At 40.5% G+C, this 12,930-nt stretch carries 11 protein-coding genes, 5 tRNA genes and 2 pseudogenes; 13 read left to right on the top strand and 5 right to left on the bottom strand.

From position 1 onward, the window contains the following. Positions 1–114: 114 nt before the first annotated feature. The 6 genes and pseudogenes from sabA to G6069_RS02630 all read left to right on the top strand — a co-directional run bounded on the left by sabA (position 115) and on the right by G6069_RS02630 (position 3,248). A pseudogene (gene sabA / locus G6069_RS02655) lies at positions 115–2,218 on the top strand (Hop family adhesin SabA/HopD). A 486-nt stretch (positions 2,219–2,704) separates the two neighbouring features. Beyond that, a tRNA-Lys gene (locus G6069_RS02650) sits at positions 2,705–2,780 on the top strand. Between the two features lie 10 nt (positions 2,781–2,790). Further along, positions 2,791–2,865, top strand: a tRNA-Glu gene (locus G6069_RS02645). A gap of 41 nt (positions 2,866–2,906) precedes the next feature. After that, positions 2,907–2,982, top strand: a tRNA-Val gene (locus tag G6069_RS02640). A 50-nt stretch (positions 2,983–3,032) separates the two neighbouring features. Further along, a tRNA-Asp gene (locus G6069_RS02635) sits at positions 3,033–3,109 on the top strand. A 63-nt stretch (positions 3,110–3,172) separates the two neighbouring features. Continuing rightward, positions 3,173–3,248 (top strand) — tRNA-Glu (locus tag G6069_RS02630). A 13-nt stretch (positions 3,249–3,261) separates the two neighbouring features. Here the strand turns inward: G6069_RS02630 and panC are convergent. Together panC and pyrF are read right to left on the bottom strand one after the other, a co-directional pair. Then, entirely contained in the window at positions 3,262–4,092 is an 831-nt protein-coding gene (panC, locus tag G6069_RS02625; protein ID WP_197293291.1) for a pantoate--beta-alanine ligase, read from the bottom strand. Then, positions 4,093–4,776 carry an orotidine-5'-phosphate decarboxylase gene (pyrF, locus tag G6069_RS02620; protein WP_197293290.1) on the bottom strand — a complete coding sequence of 228 codons (684 nt, stop codon included), beginning with the start codon at positions 4,774–4,776 and terminating at the stop codon, positions 4,093–4,095. It lies immediately after the preceding gene. Positions 4,777–4,897: 121 nt separating this feature from the next. Here pyrF and G6069_RS02615 point away from each other — a divergent pair, with 121 nt between their 5' ends. From G6069_RS02615 to G6069_RS02585, 7 genes and pseudogenes are all read left to right on the top strand, one after another. Further along, positions 4,898–5,563: a carbonic anhydrase gene (locus G6069_RS02615; protein WP_197293289.1), complete on the top strand. Its 666-nt coding sequence runs from the start codon at positions 4,898–4,900 to the stop codon at positions 5,561–5,563. Then, positions 5,550–6,380: a 3-deoxy-8-phosphooctulonate synthase gene (gene kdsA / locus G6069_RS02610; RefSeq protein ID WP_197293288.1), complete on the top strand. Its 831-nt coding sequence runs from the start codon at positions 5,550–5,552 to the stop codon at positions 6,378–6,380. Before G6069_RS02615 ends, kdsA begins: the two co-directional genes overlap by 14 nt. Before the next feature lie 9 nt (positions 6,381–6,389). Beyond that, positions 6,390–6,860 carry a 6,7-dimethyl-8-ribityllumazine synthase gene (ribH, locus tag G6069_RS02605; protein WP_001165591.1) on the top strand — a complete coding sequence of 157 codons (471 nt, stop codon included), beginning with the start codon at positions 6,390–6,392 and terminating at the stop codon, positions 6,858–6,860. Position 6,861: 1 nt separating this feature from the next. After that, complete coding sequence (nusB, locus tag G6069_RS02600) at positions 6,862–7,278, top strand: transcription antitermination factor NusB (protein ID WP_187881104.1); 417 nt, start codon at positions 6,862–6,864, stop codon at positions 7,276–7,278. Between the two features lie 297 nt (positions 7,279–7,575). After that, a complete protein-coding gene (locus G6069_RS02595) occupies positions 7,576–8,337 on the top strand; it encodes a YaaW family protein (RefSeq protein ID WP_000323696.1) in 762 nt (253 codons plus the stop codon). 86 nt (positions 8,338–8,423) lie between these two features. Next, the gene (locus G6069_RS02590) at positions 8,424–8,564 is read left to right on the top strand and encodes a hypothetical protein (protein WP_197293287.1); all 141 of its coding nucleotides are present in this window, start codon (positions 8,424–8,426) and stop codon (positions 8,562–8,564) included. A 367-nt stretch (positions 8,565–8,931) separates the two neighbouring features. After that, a pseudogene (locus G6069_RS02585) lies at positions 8,932–9,846 on the top strand (YaaW family protein); the annotation flags it as partial. Positions 9,847–9,951: 105 nt separating this feature from the next. Here G6069_RS02585 and flgG read toward each other — a convergent pair. The 3 genes from flgG to pdxA form a co-directional block, all read right to left on the bottom strand. After that, entirely contained in the window at positions 9,952–10,740 is a 789-nt protein-coding gene (flgG, locus tag G6069_RS02580; RefSeq protein WP_000946438.1) for a flagellar basal-body rod protein FlgG, read from the bottom strand. A gap of 177 nt (positions 10,741–10,917) precedes the next feature. Next, on the bottom strand, positions 10,918–11,943 hold the full coding sequence (gene tsaD / locus G6069_RS02575) for a tRNA (adenosine(37)-N6)-threonylcarbamoyltransferase complex transferase subunit TsaD (protein WP_197293286.1): 1,026 nt from the start codon (positions 11,941–11,943) through the stop codon (positions 10,918–10,920). A 63-nt stretch (positions 11,944–12,006) separates the two neighbouring features. Beyond that, positions 12,007–12,930 carry a 4-hydroxythreonine-4-phosphate dehydrogenase gene (pdxA, locus tag G6069_RS02570; protein WP_197293285.1) on the bottom strand — a complete coding sequence of 308 codons (924 nt, stop codon included), beginning with the start codon at positions 12,928–12,930 and terminating at the stop codon, positions 12,007–12,009.

Below are 12,930 nucleotides of genomic sequence, written 5' to 3'. Positions count from 1 at the left end.
TCTAAAATTTTCTCCAAATGACAAAAAAAAAAAAACGATTTCATGCTACAATGCTTTAAATACATTCTTAATGTATCAAATTCCAATCACTCAATTTAATTTCAAGGAGAAAACATGAAAAAAACCCTTTTACTCTCTCTCTCTCTCTCTCGCTTCATCGCTTTTAAACGCTGAAGACAACGGCTTTTTTATAAGCGCCGGCTATCAAATCGGCGAAGCCGCTCAAATGGTGAAAAACACCGGCGAATTGAAAAAGCTCTCAGACACTTATGAGAATTTGAGCAACCTTTTAAGCAATTTCAACAACCTCAATCAGGCGGTAACGAACGCAAGCAGCCCTTCAGAAATCAATGCTGCGATCGATAATTTAAGAGCAAACACGCAAGGGTTGACCGGCGAAAAAGACAACTCCCCGGCCTATCAAGCCGTCTCTTTAGCGCTCAATGCGGCGGTGGGGCTGTGGAATGTGATAGGCTATGCGATAATGTGCGGGAATGGCAATGGCACAGGGAGTGGGCCTGGCGAGGTTGTTTTCAATAACCAACCAGGGTCGAATTCAACGAGCATCACTTGCAACCGGTATGAAGCGACTGGTCCTGGTAAATCCATGTCTATCCAAGAATTTAAAAAACTCAATAAAGCCTATCAGGCTATCCAACAGGCTTTAAAGAATGGGAATGGGTTTCCTGTCTTGGACAACGAAGGCACAGAAGTGACCGTAACCTACACCTACGAATGCAAACAAACTGCTGGTATTAATGGTGGTGTGAATCAATTCTGTAAAAAAAATGGTAGCAGTAATGGTGCAACTAGCAGTGATAGCGTCAACGAAGAAACGCAAAGTTTTACCTTCATCAATACCGCTCAAAACCTTTTAGAACAAGCCAGCACGATCATGAATGTCCTTAACACTCAATGCCCTTTGGTGCGATCTACGCATGATGAAAGCGCTCCGGGTAATGGCAGCCCATGGGGAATCAATACAGGCGGGGATGCGTGCCAAATCTTTAGCGCTGAATTTAGCGCCGTTACTAACATGATCAAAAACGCGCAAGCAATCGTCGCGCAAGCTCAAAGCCTTAACGCTAAAGAACAAAGCAATCAAAACGCGCCGCAAGATTTCAACCCTTACACCGCTTCGGATAGGGCTTTCGCTCAAAACATGCTCAACCATGCCCAAGCGCAAGCCAAGATGCTTGAACTAGCCGATCAAATCAAAACCAATCTCAACACTATCCCAAGCCAATTTACCACAAACTACTTGGCATCATGCAAAACAGATGGCACAACGCCTAATCAAGGGGTTACTTCTAACACTTGGGGGGCAGGTTGCGCCTATGTAGAAGAGACGATAACGGCTTTAAATAACAGCCTTGCACATTTTGGCACTCAAGCCGAGCAAATCAAGCAATCTGAGTTGTTGGCGCGCACCATACTTGATTTTAGAGGCAGTCTTAACACTTTAAACAGCACTTATAACAGCATCACCACGACCGCTTCAAACACGCCTAATTCCCCATTCCTTAAAAATTTGATAAGCCAATCCACTAACCCTAATAACCCTGGGGGCTTAAAGACCGTTTATCAAGTCAATCAGAGCGCTTATTCGCAATTATTAAGCGCCACGCAAGAATTAGGGCATAACCCTTTCAGACGCGTTGGATTAATCAGCTCTCAAACCAACAACGGCGCCATGAATGGGATCGGCGTGCAAGTGGGCTATAAGCAATTCTTTGGTGAAAAAAGAAGGTGGGGATTAAGGTATTACGGCTTTTTTGATTACAACCATGCCTATATCAAATCCAGCTTTTTCAATTCGGCTTCTGATGTGTTCACTTATGGGGTAGGGACAGATGCCCTTTATAACTTTATCAATGATAAAGCCACTAAAAACAGCAAGATTTCTTTTGGGGTGTTTGGGGGTATCGCATTAGCCGGCACTTCATGGCTGAATTCCCAGTACGTGAATTTAGCGACCTTCAATAATTTCTATAACGCTAAAATGAATGTGGCGAATTTCCAATTCTTATTCAATTTGGGCTTGAGAATGAATCTCGCTAAAAACAAAAAGAAAGCGAGCGATCATGCGGCGCAGCATGGCATGGAATTAGGCGTGAAGATCCCCACGATCAACACGAATTACTATTCTTTGCTGGGCACTCAACTCCAATACCGCAGGCTTTATAGCGTGTATTTGAATTATGTGTTTGCTTACTAAAGCGTTAAAACCCTTTGTGAAACTCCCTTTTTAAGGGATTTCTTTTGAAGCCTTTCTTTTTTTGAAGCCTTTCTTTTTGGGGTCAAGCGTAAAATTCACCCCTATCCCTTTAAGAAAATAAAATAAAACTTTAAGAAAATAAAACTTAAGAAAATGCGTTTTTACGATAAAATGGGAGCCAAAACGATAAAAAATTTAAAAACCCATTTTTTGAAAATAAAATTTTTTAAACAAAAAAAGCATTAAATCCTAATAAGATTTGTTAGATCTTGATAAAGCTTTTTTAAAACCCCAAAAATAATACTAACCAACATTAAAACGCATGGAATCTGTTGTGATCCTTGTAGCATTAAACGCAACCAAGTTTTAAGCGTAATAGTTGTTACCCATGCCGTTTTGAAAGCGTGTCGTTTCTATGAAAACCGCAATATTTTTCAATTATTCTTGACAAGCGTTAAAAAAAATTGTATCATTATCTTTTTGTGAGACCCGTTAGCTCAGCTGGTAGAGCAATTCCCTTTTAAGGAATGGGCCGTTGGTTCAAATCCAACACGGGTCACCATGAGCATCGTGGCTCCTTCATCTAGTGGTTAGGATACCACCCTTTCACGGTGGTTACAGGGGTTCAAATCCCCTAGGAGTCACCACTCTTTTATACGGGTTTAGTTGGATTTTATCTCAATATTGTGGTCGCTTAGCTCAGTTGGTAGAGCGCTACCCTTACAAGGTAGATGTCATAAGTTCGAGTCTTATAGCGACCACCATTTTTGACTTAGCTTCAAGCATGCGTTTTTAGGCTATGGGGTTTGGATAGGGAGCGGTAGTTCAGCTGGTTAGAATATCTGCCTGTCACGCAGGGGGTCGCGGGTTCGAGTCCCGTCCGCTCCGCCACCAAGAACTTTTTAAATCATTTTCTACGCTTTATTTCCAATATAATAGTCAATCGTTAAAAATGACCCTTTCATCTAGTGGCCAAGGATACCACCCTTTCACGGTGGAAACGGAAGTTCAAATCTTTCAAGGGTCGCCACAAAAATTCCAAACTACACCCACAAATTATCTAAAAGCCTGGTTTTACCCACACGAGCCGCCACTAAAATGAGCGTGTTAGTTGGCTCTATGGTTTTTAAAGGCTCTAGCTTGTGGTTGCAAAACTCCAAATAATCCACTTCTAAATTTTTTAAAATTTCAAGCCCTAGTTTTTTAAGCTTTTCGCACGCTTTTTCGCCCTTATCTATGGCCTGCTTGATGTTTTCTAAAGCTTTTGGAATGGCTAGGGCTTGTTTTCTTTCTGTGGCATTTAAATACACATTCCTAGAGCTTAAAGCCAAATGATCGCTATCGCGCGCAATCTCGCATGGTGCTATTTCAATGTCTAAAAGCAAATCTTTAACTAAATGCTGGATGATTAAAAGCTGTTGGGCGTCCTTTTTACCAAAATACGCTCTGGTAGGATTAACAAGATGGAACAATCTTAACACGACCTGAACCACCCCATCAAAATGCCCCTTACGCACCGCTCCCTCTAAAGAGTGGGATAAAAATTTAGGGGCGTAGAGTTTTAGGCGTTGCTCTATTTCATAGGGATACATTTCGCTCACTTTAGGCACAAACACCGCATTAACGCCTAATTTTTCACACAAAGCCAAATCCTTTTCTAAAGGGCGCGGGTAAGCGCTAAAATCCTCATTAGCCCCAAATTGCGTAGGATTGACAAAAACGCTTACAATCGTGTGGGAATTTTCTTTCAAACTCCTTTCTATCAAGCTTTGATGCCCTTTGTGTAAAGCCCCCATAGTCGGCACAAACCCCACGCTTTCTTTCAAATTTTTACGATACTCTCTTAAAGTAGCAATCGTTTCTAACACATGCATTCAACAATCCTTTAAAAGCTCTAAAACCACTTCTCTAGGCTCTTTAGCTTGATAAATGGGGCGGCCCACCACGATAAAATCGCTTAAATTTTGTTTAGCTTCTTTAGCGTTCGCCACCCTTTCTTGATCTTCTTTATCGTTTTGATCCAGCCTTATGCCAGGGGTTAAAGTCAAAAAGCCTTGACCCAAAGCCTCTTTAATCGCTAAACTTTCAAACACCGAACACACCACCCCATCAATCCCGCTCTCTTTACCCATAGTGCTCAATTTTATCGCTTGAGTTTTTAAAGGGGCGTTATACACGCTCAAAAATTCCTCTTCGCTAAAGCTGGTTAAAGCACTCACGCCCATGATCAAGGGGCGTTTTTTAAGAGCGTTTAAGCGTTGCATTAAAATGGTTAGCGCGCTTTTAGCGCTGCTTAAATGCACGGTGAGCATATCAATGTCTAATTTCGCGCATTCTAGCGCGGCATTTGCCATAGTATAAGGGATATCATAGAGCTTCAAATCCAAAAAGATCTTAAAATTCCCATCAATCTTTCTGATTTCATCTAAAAAACTAGCCCCGTCTCTTATAAACGATCTAAGCCCCACCTTAGCCCATAAATCTAAGCCCTTCAATTCTTGCAATAAAGAAAGGTTGTCCTCTTTTTTTTCTAAATCCAATGCGACACATAATTGCATGAAAGCCCTTTAAAGTGTAAAATAACGCCATTATAACAAAAAGAAATGCAAGATTTTTAGCTATGATAAGCGTTTTAAAATGAAAACCAAGTTTAAAAAAATGAGATTTAAGGGTTAAAGAGTGAAAGCGTTTTTAGGAGCGTTAGAGTTTCAAGAGAATGAATACGAAGAGCTTAAAGAGCTTTATGAGAGCTTAAAAACCAAGCAAAAGCCCCACACTTTGTTCATTTCTTGCGTGGATTCACGAGTCGTGCCTAATCTAATCACTGGCACCAAGCCGGGCGAATTGTATGTGATCCGCAACATGGGCAATGTGATCCCCCCTAAAACAAGCTATAAAGAATCCCTTTCTACCATTGCGAGCATTGAATACGCTATTGTGCATGTGGGTATTCAAAACATTATTATTTGCGGGCATAGTAATTGCGGGGCTTGCGGGAGCATTCATTTAATCCATGATGAAACCACCAAAGCTAAAACCCCTTACATTTCAGACTGGATACAATTTTTAGAGCCTATTAAAGAAGAATTAAAAGATCACCCGCAATTCAGCAACCACTTCGCCAAGCGTTCATGGCTTACAGAGCGTTTGAACGTGCGCTTGCAACTCAACAACCTCTTAAGCTATGATTTCATTCAAGAAAGAGTGATAAATAACGAATTAAAAATTTTTGGTTGGCACTATATCATAGAAACAGGCAGGATTTATAATTATAATTTTGAAAGCCATTTTTTTGAGCCGATTGAAGAAACCATTAAGCAAAGGATAAGTCATGAAAACTTCTAACACAAAAACCCCTAAACCCGTTTTAATCGCCGGGCCATGCGTCATTGAGAGCTTAGAAAATCTAAGAAGCATCGCTACTAAATTACAACCCCTAGCCAGCAACGAGCGGTTGGATTTTTATTTTAAAGCGAGTTTTGATAAGGCTAACCGCACGAGTTTAGAGAATTACAGAGGGCCTGGTTTAGAAAAAGGCTTAGAAATGTTACAAATTATCAAAGAGGAATTTGGTTATAAAATTTTAACCGATGTGCATGAGAGCTATCAAGCAAGCGTGGCAGCCAAAGTGGCGGATATTTTACAAATCCCGGCGTTTTTGTGCCGCCAAACGGATCTGATTGTAGCAGTGAGCCAAACTAACGCCATTGTCAATATCAAAAAAGGGCAATTCATGAACCCAAAAGACATGCAATATTCTGTCTTAAAAGCCCTTAAAACAAGAGATAAGAATATTCAAAACCCCACTTATGAAAACGCTTTAGCTAATGGCGTGTGGCTGTGTGAAAGAGGGAGTAGCTTTGGGTATGGGAATTTAGTGGTGGATATGCGCTCTTTAAAAATCATGCGAGAGTTTGCCCCTGTGATTTTTGACGCTACCCATAGCGTGCAAATGCCAGGGGGAGCGAACGGGAAAAGTTCAGGGGACAGCTCTTTTGCCCCTATTTTAGCCAGAGCTGCGGCTGCGGTGGGGATTGATGGGTTGTTCGCTGAAACGCATACTGATCCTAAAAACGCCCTAAGCGATGGAGCAAACATGCTCAAACCTGACGAGCTAGAACATTTAGTAGCCGACATGTTAAAAATCCAAAATTTATTTTAAAGGAATTTCATGCAAATCATAGAAGGGAAATTGCACTTACAAGGGAATGAAAAAGTCGCTATCTTAACATCGCGCTTCAATCATATCATCACAGACAGATTGCAAGAAGGAGCGATTGACTGCTTTAAAAGGCATGGGGGCGATGAGAATCTTTTAGACATCGTGCTGGTGCCTGGGGCTTATGAATTGCCTTTCATTTTAGAGAGGTTGTTAGGGAGCGAAAAATACGATGGCGTGTGCGTTTTAGGAGCAATCATTAGAGGGGGGACTCCGCATTTTGACTATGTGAGTGCGGAAGCGACTAAGGGCATTGCTAACGCGATGCTAAAATACAGCATGCCTGTAAGCTTTGGCGTGCTGACCACGGACAATGTTGAGCAAGCGATTGAAAGAGCGGGCAGTAAAGCCGGCAATAAGGGCTTTGAAGCGATGAGCACCCTCATTGAATTATTGAGCTTGTGCCAAACTCTCAAGGGTTAAAATGGCGACACGAACTCAAGCCAGGGGGGCTGTGGTTGAATTGTTGTATGCGTTTGAGAGTGGTAATGAAGGAATTAAAAAAATCGCTTCTAGCATGTTAGAAGAAAAAAAGATTAAAAACAACCAGCTTGCTTTCGCTTTAAGCCTTTTTAATGGCGTGTTGGAAAAAATCAATGAAATTGACGCTCTCATTGAACCGCATTTAAAAGACTGGGATTTCAAACGATTAGGGAGCATGGAAAAGGCGATTTTACGCTTAGGAGCGTATGAAATTGGCTTCACGCCCACACAAAACCCCATCATCATCAATGAATGCATAGAGCTTGGCAAACTCTACGCTGAGCCTAACACCCCTAAATTTTTAAACGCTATCTTGGATTCTTTGAGCAAAAAACTCACTCAAAAACCCTTGAATTGAGGGTGTTTTATATTTAATGGTTTTAAAAATGATGCTATAACCGCTTCATTTTCTTTTTAGCCATTATTTTATTAGTTGTTTTTTATAAAAAGAGGACATTATTCAAGCAATAACCAAAGAATTGATGCTTTAAAGCAATCTTAAGAGCGTTGGGCTTTTGAGTTTAAGCCTTTTTAGAATATTAAGTATAGTTTTAGACAAATGATATTAAAATCAGTAACCACTTTAGAAAAACAGCGATGGGGTGCGAAAAGTCGTTTGTTTTTAATAAGTGATAAAACAATATAAAGGAATAATATGGCATACAAATATGATAGGGACTTGGAATTTTTAAAGCAATTGGAATCTAGTGATTTGTTAGATTTGTTTGAGGTGCTTGTTTTTGGTAAAGACGGCGAAAAAAGACACAATGAAAAACTGACAAGCTCCATAGAATACAAAAGGCATGGCGATGATTACGCTAAATACGCAGAAAGAATCGCTGAAGAGTTGCAATACTATGGGAGCAATAGTTTTGCGAGTTTCATTAAAGGTGAAGGAGTCTTATACAAAGAGATTTTATGCGATGTGTGCGATAAATTAAAGGTCAATTACAACAAGAAAACCGAAACGACTTTAATTGAACAAAACATGCTTTCTAAAATCTTAGAAAGAAGTTTGGAAGAAATGGATGATGAAGAAGTGAAAGAAATGTGCGATGAATTGTCCATAAAAAACACCGACAATTTGAACAGACAAGCTTTAAGCGCGGCGACTTTAACGCTGTTTAAAATGGGAGGTTTTAAATCTTATCAATTAGCTGTCATTGTTGCGAATGCGGTCGCAAAAACCATTCTAGGGCGTGGTTTATCGCTTGCGGGCAATCAAGTGCTTACAAGAACTCTGAGCTTTTTAACAGGCCCTGTTGGCTGGATCATTACAGGCGTATGGACAGCGATTGATATTGCAGGGCCGGCTTATAGGGTAACCATACCGGCATGCATTGTGGTTGCCACTTTACGCCTAAAAACACAGCAAGCTAGTGAAGATAAGAAGTCGTTGCAAATAGAATCCATTTAAGCTTTTTTTTAGGGAAAAGGGTATAGAATGGAGACCTAGATGCGAAAATGCATCTGGTTTTTATTTTAATTTAAAAGGGAGACACAATGAGTAACAGTTGCAGTAATCAAAACCACAATCAAAAAGGTGATGCTAAAAATCAAAACAACGAAAGTTGTCAAAAAAATAGCCAAAACCAAGCCAATCAACGCAACGCTAACCACGAACATAAAAACGATAAAAAGTAAGGGTTAGAGGGTTAAAGGAGGGGGTTTCTTGTGCCAAAAATCAAAGTAGCGTTTCATTAAATTATACCTAAAGAAAAATCAATAGTTTCCTACTTTCTTTCAAATCGGATCTATCTTATCCAAAATGATAAGCGTATCAAAATATTTTAATTATTATCGTTCTTTGGTTGTAAAATCAATAAAGCCCATTAGCATTTGTAACGCAATATTCATGTGCAGTTAGCGGGCGTGTTTAGCCTTTTAGGGCGTTAAACATGATTTTAAAAAATGATAACTACAATCACTAATCACTAAAAAAGGGGTTTGGTGGGATTTGAGTGAGTGGTAGAAATAAATTAAAGGGATTGCATGGCATACAAATAGCGACTTGGCATTTTTAAAGCGATTAAGCTCTAATGATTTGAAAGATTTGTTTGATGCGCTTGTTTATGATGAAGATGGCACACTAAGAATGAATGAAGAATTGACAGATTCAATAGGACATAAAAGGTGTGGTAGCGATTACGCCAAATACCCCAGAAGAATCGCTGAAGAATTACAGCGTTACGGGGGCAATACTTTTATTAATTTTTTTAGAGATGAAGGGGTTTTATACAAAGAGATTTTGTGCGATGTGTGCGATCATTTAAAGGTTAATTACCATGAAGAATCTCCAACCTCTTTGATTGAGAAAAACATACTTTCTAAACTTTTGAAAGATAGTTTAGAAAAAATGAGTGGGAGAGAGATTAAAGAACTTTGCGATGAATTGGGCATGGCAAATATTGATAAAGTGATTGGTGAGAACAAACAAATCCTAATCGCATCTACTTTAACGCTGTTTAAAGCGGGCGGCTCTCATTCTTATGCGTTGGCTATAGCTGTTGCAGATGCAATGGTGAAAAAAACTCTAGGGCATGGTTTATCGTCTGTGGTGGGTAAAGTAGCGCTTAAAAAACTTTGGGTATTTTAGCTGGCCCTATTGGTTGGGTCATTACAGGCGCGTTAGTGAGCATCAATCTTGCTGGGCCGGCTTATAGGGTAACCGTGCCTGCATGCGTTTTGGTTGCCACCTTACGCAAAAAATTAAAAGCAGAACAAGAAAGATTAGAACAAGCAAAACGATTAGCAAAACAGAAAGCAGAACGAGAAGCAAATAAAACTAAGAAAATGTGGTATCTAGCTATCACCTTTCTCATTGGTCTAGCTATTTTAGCTGTTCTCTTCATCAAAAGAGAACACCAACCAAGCAATAGCCAAAAAAGCGGTGTGAAAAAACTCAAAAAACCCCAGCCACAAGAACCATAAAAAGAACAATAACAACCGCTCCAAAACACAAAACCACCCCAAGCACAAAAACAACAAGAGAGCAGAGGTTAAAGAGCGTTAAGGAGAGTAAAATCCCCTTTTAGCGTTTGAGGGAATTGACCGTCTGGAGCATGGCATCAGCGGTTTGAATGCTTTTAGAATTGGCTTCATAAGCCCTTTGAGCAGTGATTAGATCCGTCATTTCTTCTACCAATCTCACATTGCTCAATTCCAAAAAGCCTTGCCTTAACTTGCCCAATCCTTGAGAATCCGGGTTGCCCACAATCGCCTCGCCGCTAGCGTTGGTGATTGAAAACAAATTATCCCCCATAGAGTGAAGCCCCGCCGGATTGACAAAATTAGCCAAAGTGATTTGCCCAATCACATTAGAAGTCGTTTGCAAGCCTTGAGTCACGCTCACCGTGCCATCCACACCGATATTCACTTGCGTGGTGTCTTCAGGTAAAGTGATTTGAGGGATCAAAAGATAGCCCTCGCTCGTTACAAGATTGCCCTGTTCGTCTAGCTTAAAATTCCCACTTCTTGTATAAGCGGTGGTGCCATCAGGCAATTGGACCTGAAAAAAGCCTTTGCCCGTAATGGCGACATCTAAATTGTTTTCCGTTTCTTTAGGGCTGCCTTGCGAAAACATTTTAGTGATCGCGCTAGGGCGCACGCCCAAGCCCACTTCCATGCCATCTGGCGATAAAGTCGTGTTGCTTGTGTTAGTGCCAGCGTATTGCATCGCTTGGTAAAACAAGTCGTTAAAATCCGCGCGAGATTTTTTAAACCCGGTGGTATTGACATTGGCGATGTTGTTTGAAGTGGTGTCAATGTGCGTTTGTTGGGCGAGCATCCCTGAAGTGGCGCTATAGAGAGAGCGGAGCATTTTTTCCCTTTAAACTAAAACTTAACAACTTGGAATTATAACAAAAATAAGATTAAATTTGACTAAAACGCGCTTTTTTAACACCCTCTTTTTTAAGCTCTTGCCTCAAAATAACCGATACTTGACGCTATTGATGAATTTTAGGCGTTTTATCATGCGTTTTCTTTTTGTATCTATTCACTCAAAAGCCTTTTTTAACAGCGTTCTTGGCGAAATATCGGCTTTTTCTAAAGGGACAAAGCGCTTTTTTTGATAAGCCTCTAGGCTTGATCGCCCTATCATGGCGGCATTGTCGCTGCAAAATTCTAAAGGGGCTAAAACAAGCTTGCAATCAAACTCAACGCACAAATTTTCAAACGCCTTTCTTAAAGCCAAATTTTGGCTCGCTCCCCCCACAATGCCAAAAATTTTAGGGCGTTTGGTTTTAAAATAGCGTTTAGTCTGCTGGATTAAATGCTCAATAGCCGCGCTTTGAAAATGATAGCTAATCTTTTGTTTTACCTCATCGTTCAAATTATGGGCGTTTTTTTCAACCTCCAAACGCACCGCATTTTTTAAACCTGAAAAACTAAAAGCCAGATTCGGGCTGTTTTTTAAAGGGACAGGGAACATTAAAGGCTCGTTTGGGTGCGCGTAATCAAGGGATAATTTTTCCACTATGGGACCTCCTGGATAGCCTAAATCAAGCATTTTAGAAACCTTATCAAAACTCTCTCCAAAGCTATCGTCCAAACTCGTGGCAACGATTTTAATGTCTTCATAATCTCTAGCCTCTAAAATCAAAGAATGCCCCCCAGAGACTAAGAGCACGCTTAAAGGCATGTAGGTTTGTTTTTCATTGATAAAGAGCGAATACACATGCCCTCTCAAATGATCTTCCAAAATCAAGGGCAAATTCAAAGACAAGCTCAAGGCTTTCGCCATCATCAAACCTTCTATTAAAGTAACGCTCAAACCTGGCTGATTAGTAATAGCGATGGCTTTAATTTTGGAAAAATCCTTATTCAAGCTTATTTTAATGCGTTCTAATAAAAGCGGCAAATTCTCAGCATGCAAGCGCGATGCAAGCTCAGGCACAACGCCCCCATAAGAGCTGTGGTGCTTTTCTTGAGAGATTTTAAAATGAGCGATAAGTTTGGCGTCCCTTATTCTTGTAAGGGCTAAAGAGCTGTCATCGCAAGAACTTTCAATGCTTAAAATCATGTCTTTATCTTTGGGTGGTGTTTTTGCTTGAATTATACTTTGTTGGCTTGTATTTTAAAATCTTTAAGCCAAATATTTGATCGCGTTCAAATAGCTTTTGTTGTTCGCTTTATTTTGATAAGCAATGTCAAACGCTGTGCCGTGGTCAGTGGAGGTGCGCAAAATGGGGGCGTTCAAACTCACATTAATGCTTTCATCAAAATAGAGCGCTTTTAAAGGGGCTAGCCCCACATCATGGCTCATGCTCACATAAAAAGGGGTTATTTTGCGTTTATTGGGGGCAAAAGCGCTATCAGCGGGCAGTGGCCCCAAAAAGCATTCAAAGCCCAGCGTTTGGTTGCCCTCTTGAATGGCCTTTAAAATCCTTTCATCTTCTTCCCCAAACAAGCCCTCTTCGCCCGCATGGGGGTTAAAACCACACACTTGAACGATTTTGGCTTGAGTGCTTTTTTGAAACGCTAACAAAAACCGGACTAACGCTCCCACTTGAATGAGTTGAGAAACCGCCCCTAAAGGCACATGGTCGCTAAATAGCCCCACAAAGAGTTTAGAACACCCAAGCATCATGATGATTTGATGATCTTTATAGCGTTGCTTTAAAAAATCGGTATGCCCCACAAAAGGGATTTGAGCTTGTTGCCATGCGAGTTTGTTGATAGGCAAAGTGCAAATGCCATCCACTTCTTTACTATCCGCTAACTCGCAAGCCTTTTTAAAACTCTCAAAACTATACGCCCCGCTTTGAGCGCTGACTTTGCCTATCGTGCTAGAGTTCAATAAGGGTAAGGGGGAATCAATAGCGAGTGTGTTAAGCGTTTTAGTTTCATAAGCGTTATGAAGCAATTGATTGGCCCGCTCTAAAAGTTCGCTATGAACGAGATACAACGGCTCACAAATCGCGTTCACTTCCTTATGGCTTTTTAAGATCAATTCTAAGCCTACGCCTTGAACATCCCCGCAACTGATCGCAATTTTCTTTTTAGCCAT

The sequence above is a fragment of the Helicobacter pylori genome (assembly GCF_017594925.1).
GTDB lineage: Bacteria > Campylobacterota > Campylobacteria > Campylobacterales > Helicobacteraceae > Helicobacter > Helicobacter pylori_DP.
The sequence above is the reverse complement of the archived record's forward strand: the minus strand, read 5'-3'. Positions and strand labels throughout refer to the sequence as shown.

Coding starts and splice junctions, on each gene's coding strand:
- panC (WP_197293291.1), bottom strand. CDS start 4,092: ATGCATGTGTTAGAAACGATTGCTACTTTAAGAGAGTATCGTAAAAAT.
- pyrF (WP_197293290.1), bottom strand. CDS start 4,776: ATGCAATTATGTGTCGCATTGGATTTAGAAAAAAAAGAGGACAACCTT.
- kdsA (WP_197293288.1), top strand. CDS start 5,550: ATGAAAACTTCTAACACAAAAACCCCTAAACCCGTTTTAATCGCCGGG.
- ribH (WP_001165591.1), top strand. CDS start 6,390: ATGCAAATCATAGAAGGGAAATTGCACTTACAAGGGAATGAAAAAGTC.
- nusB (WP_187881104.1), top strand. CDS start 6,862: ATGGCGACACGAACTCAAGCCAGGGGGGCTGTGGTTGAATTGTTGTAT.
- G6069_RS02595 (WP_000323696.1), top strand. CDS start 7,576: ATGGCATACAAATATGATAGGGACTTGGAATTTTTAAAGCAATTGGAA.
- G6069_RS02590 (WP_197293287.1), top strand. CDS start 8,424: ATGAGTAACAGTTGCAGTAATCAAAACCACAATCAAAAAGGTGATGCT.
- flgG (WP_000946438.1), bottom strand. CDS start 10,740: ATGCTCCGCTCTCTCTATAGCGCCACTTCAGGGATGCTCGCCCAACAA.
- tsaD (WP_197293286.1), bottom strand. CDS start 11,943: ATGATTTTAAGCATTGAAAGTTCTTGCGATGACAGCTCTTTAGCCCTT.
- pdxA (WP_197293285.1), bottom strand. CDS start 12,930: ATGGCTAAAAAGAAAATTGCGATCAGTTGCGGGGATGTTCAAGGCGTA.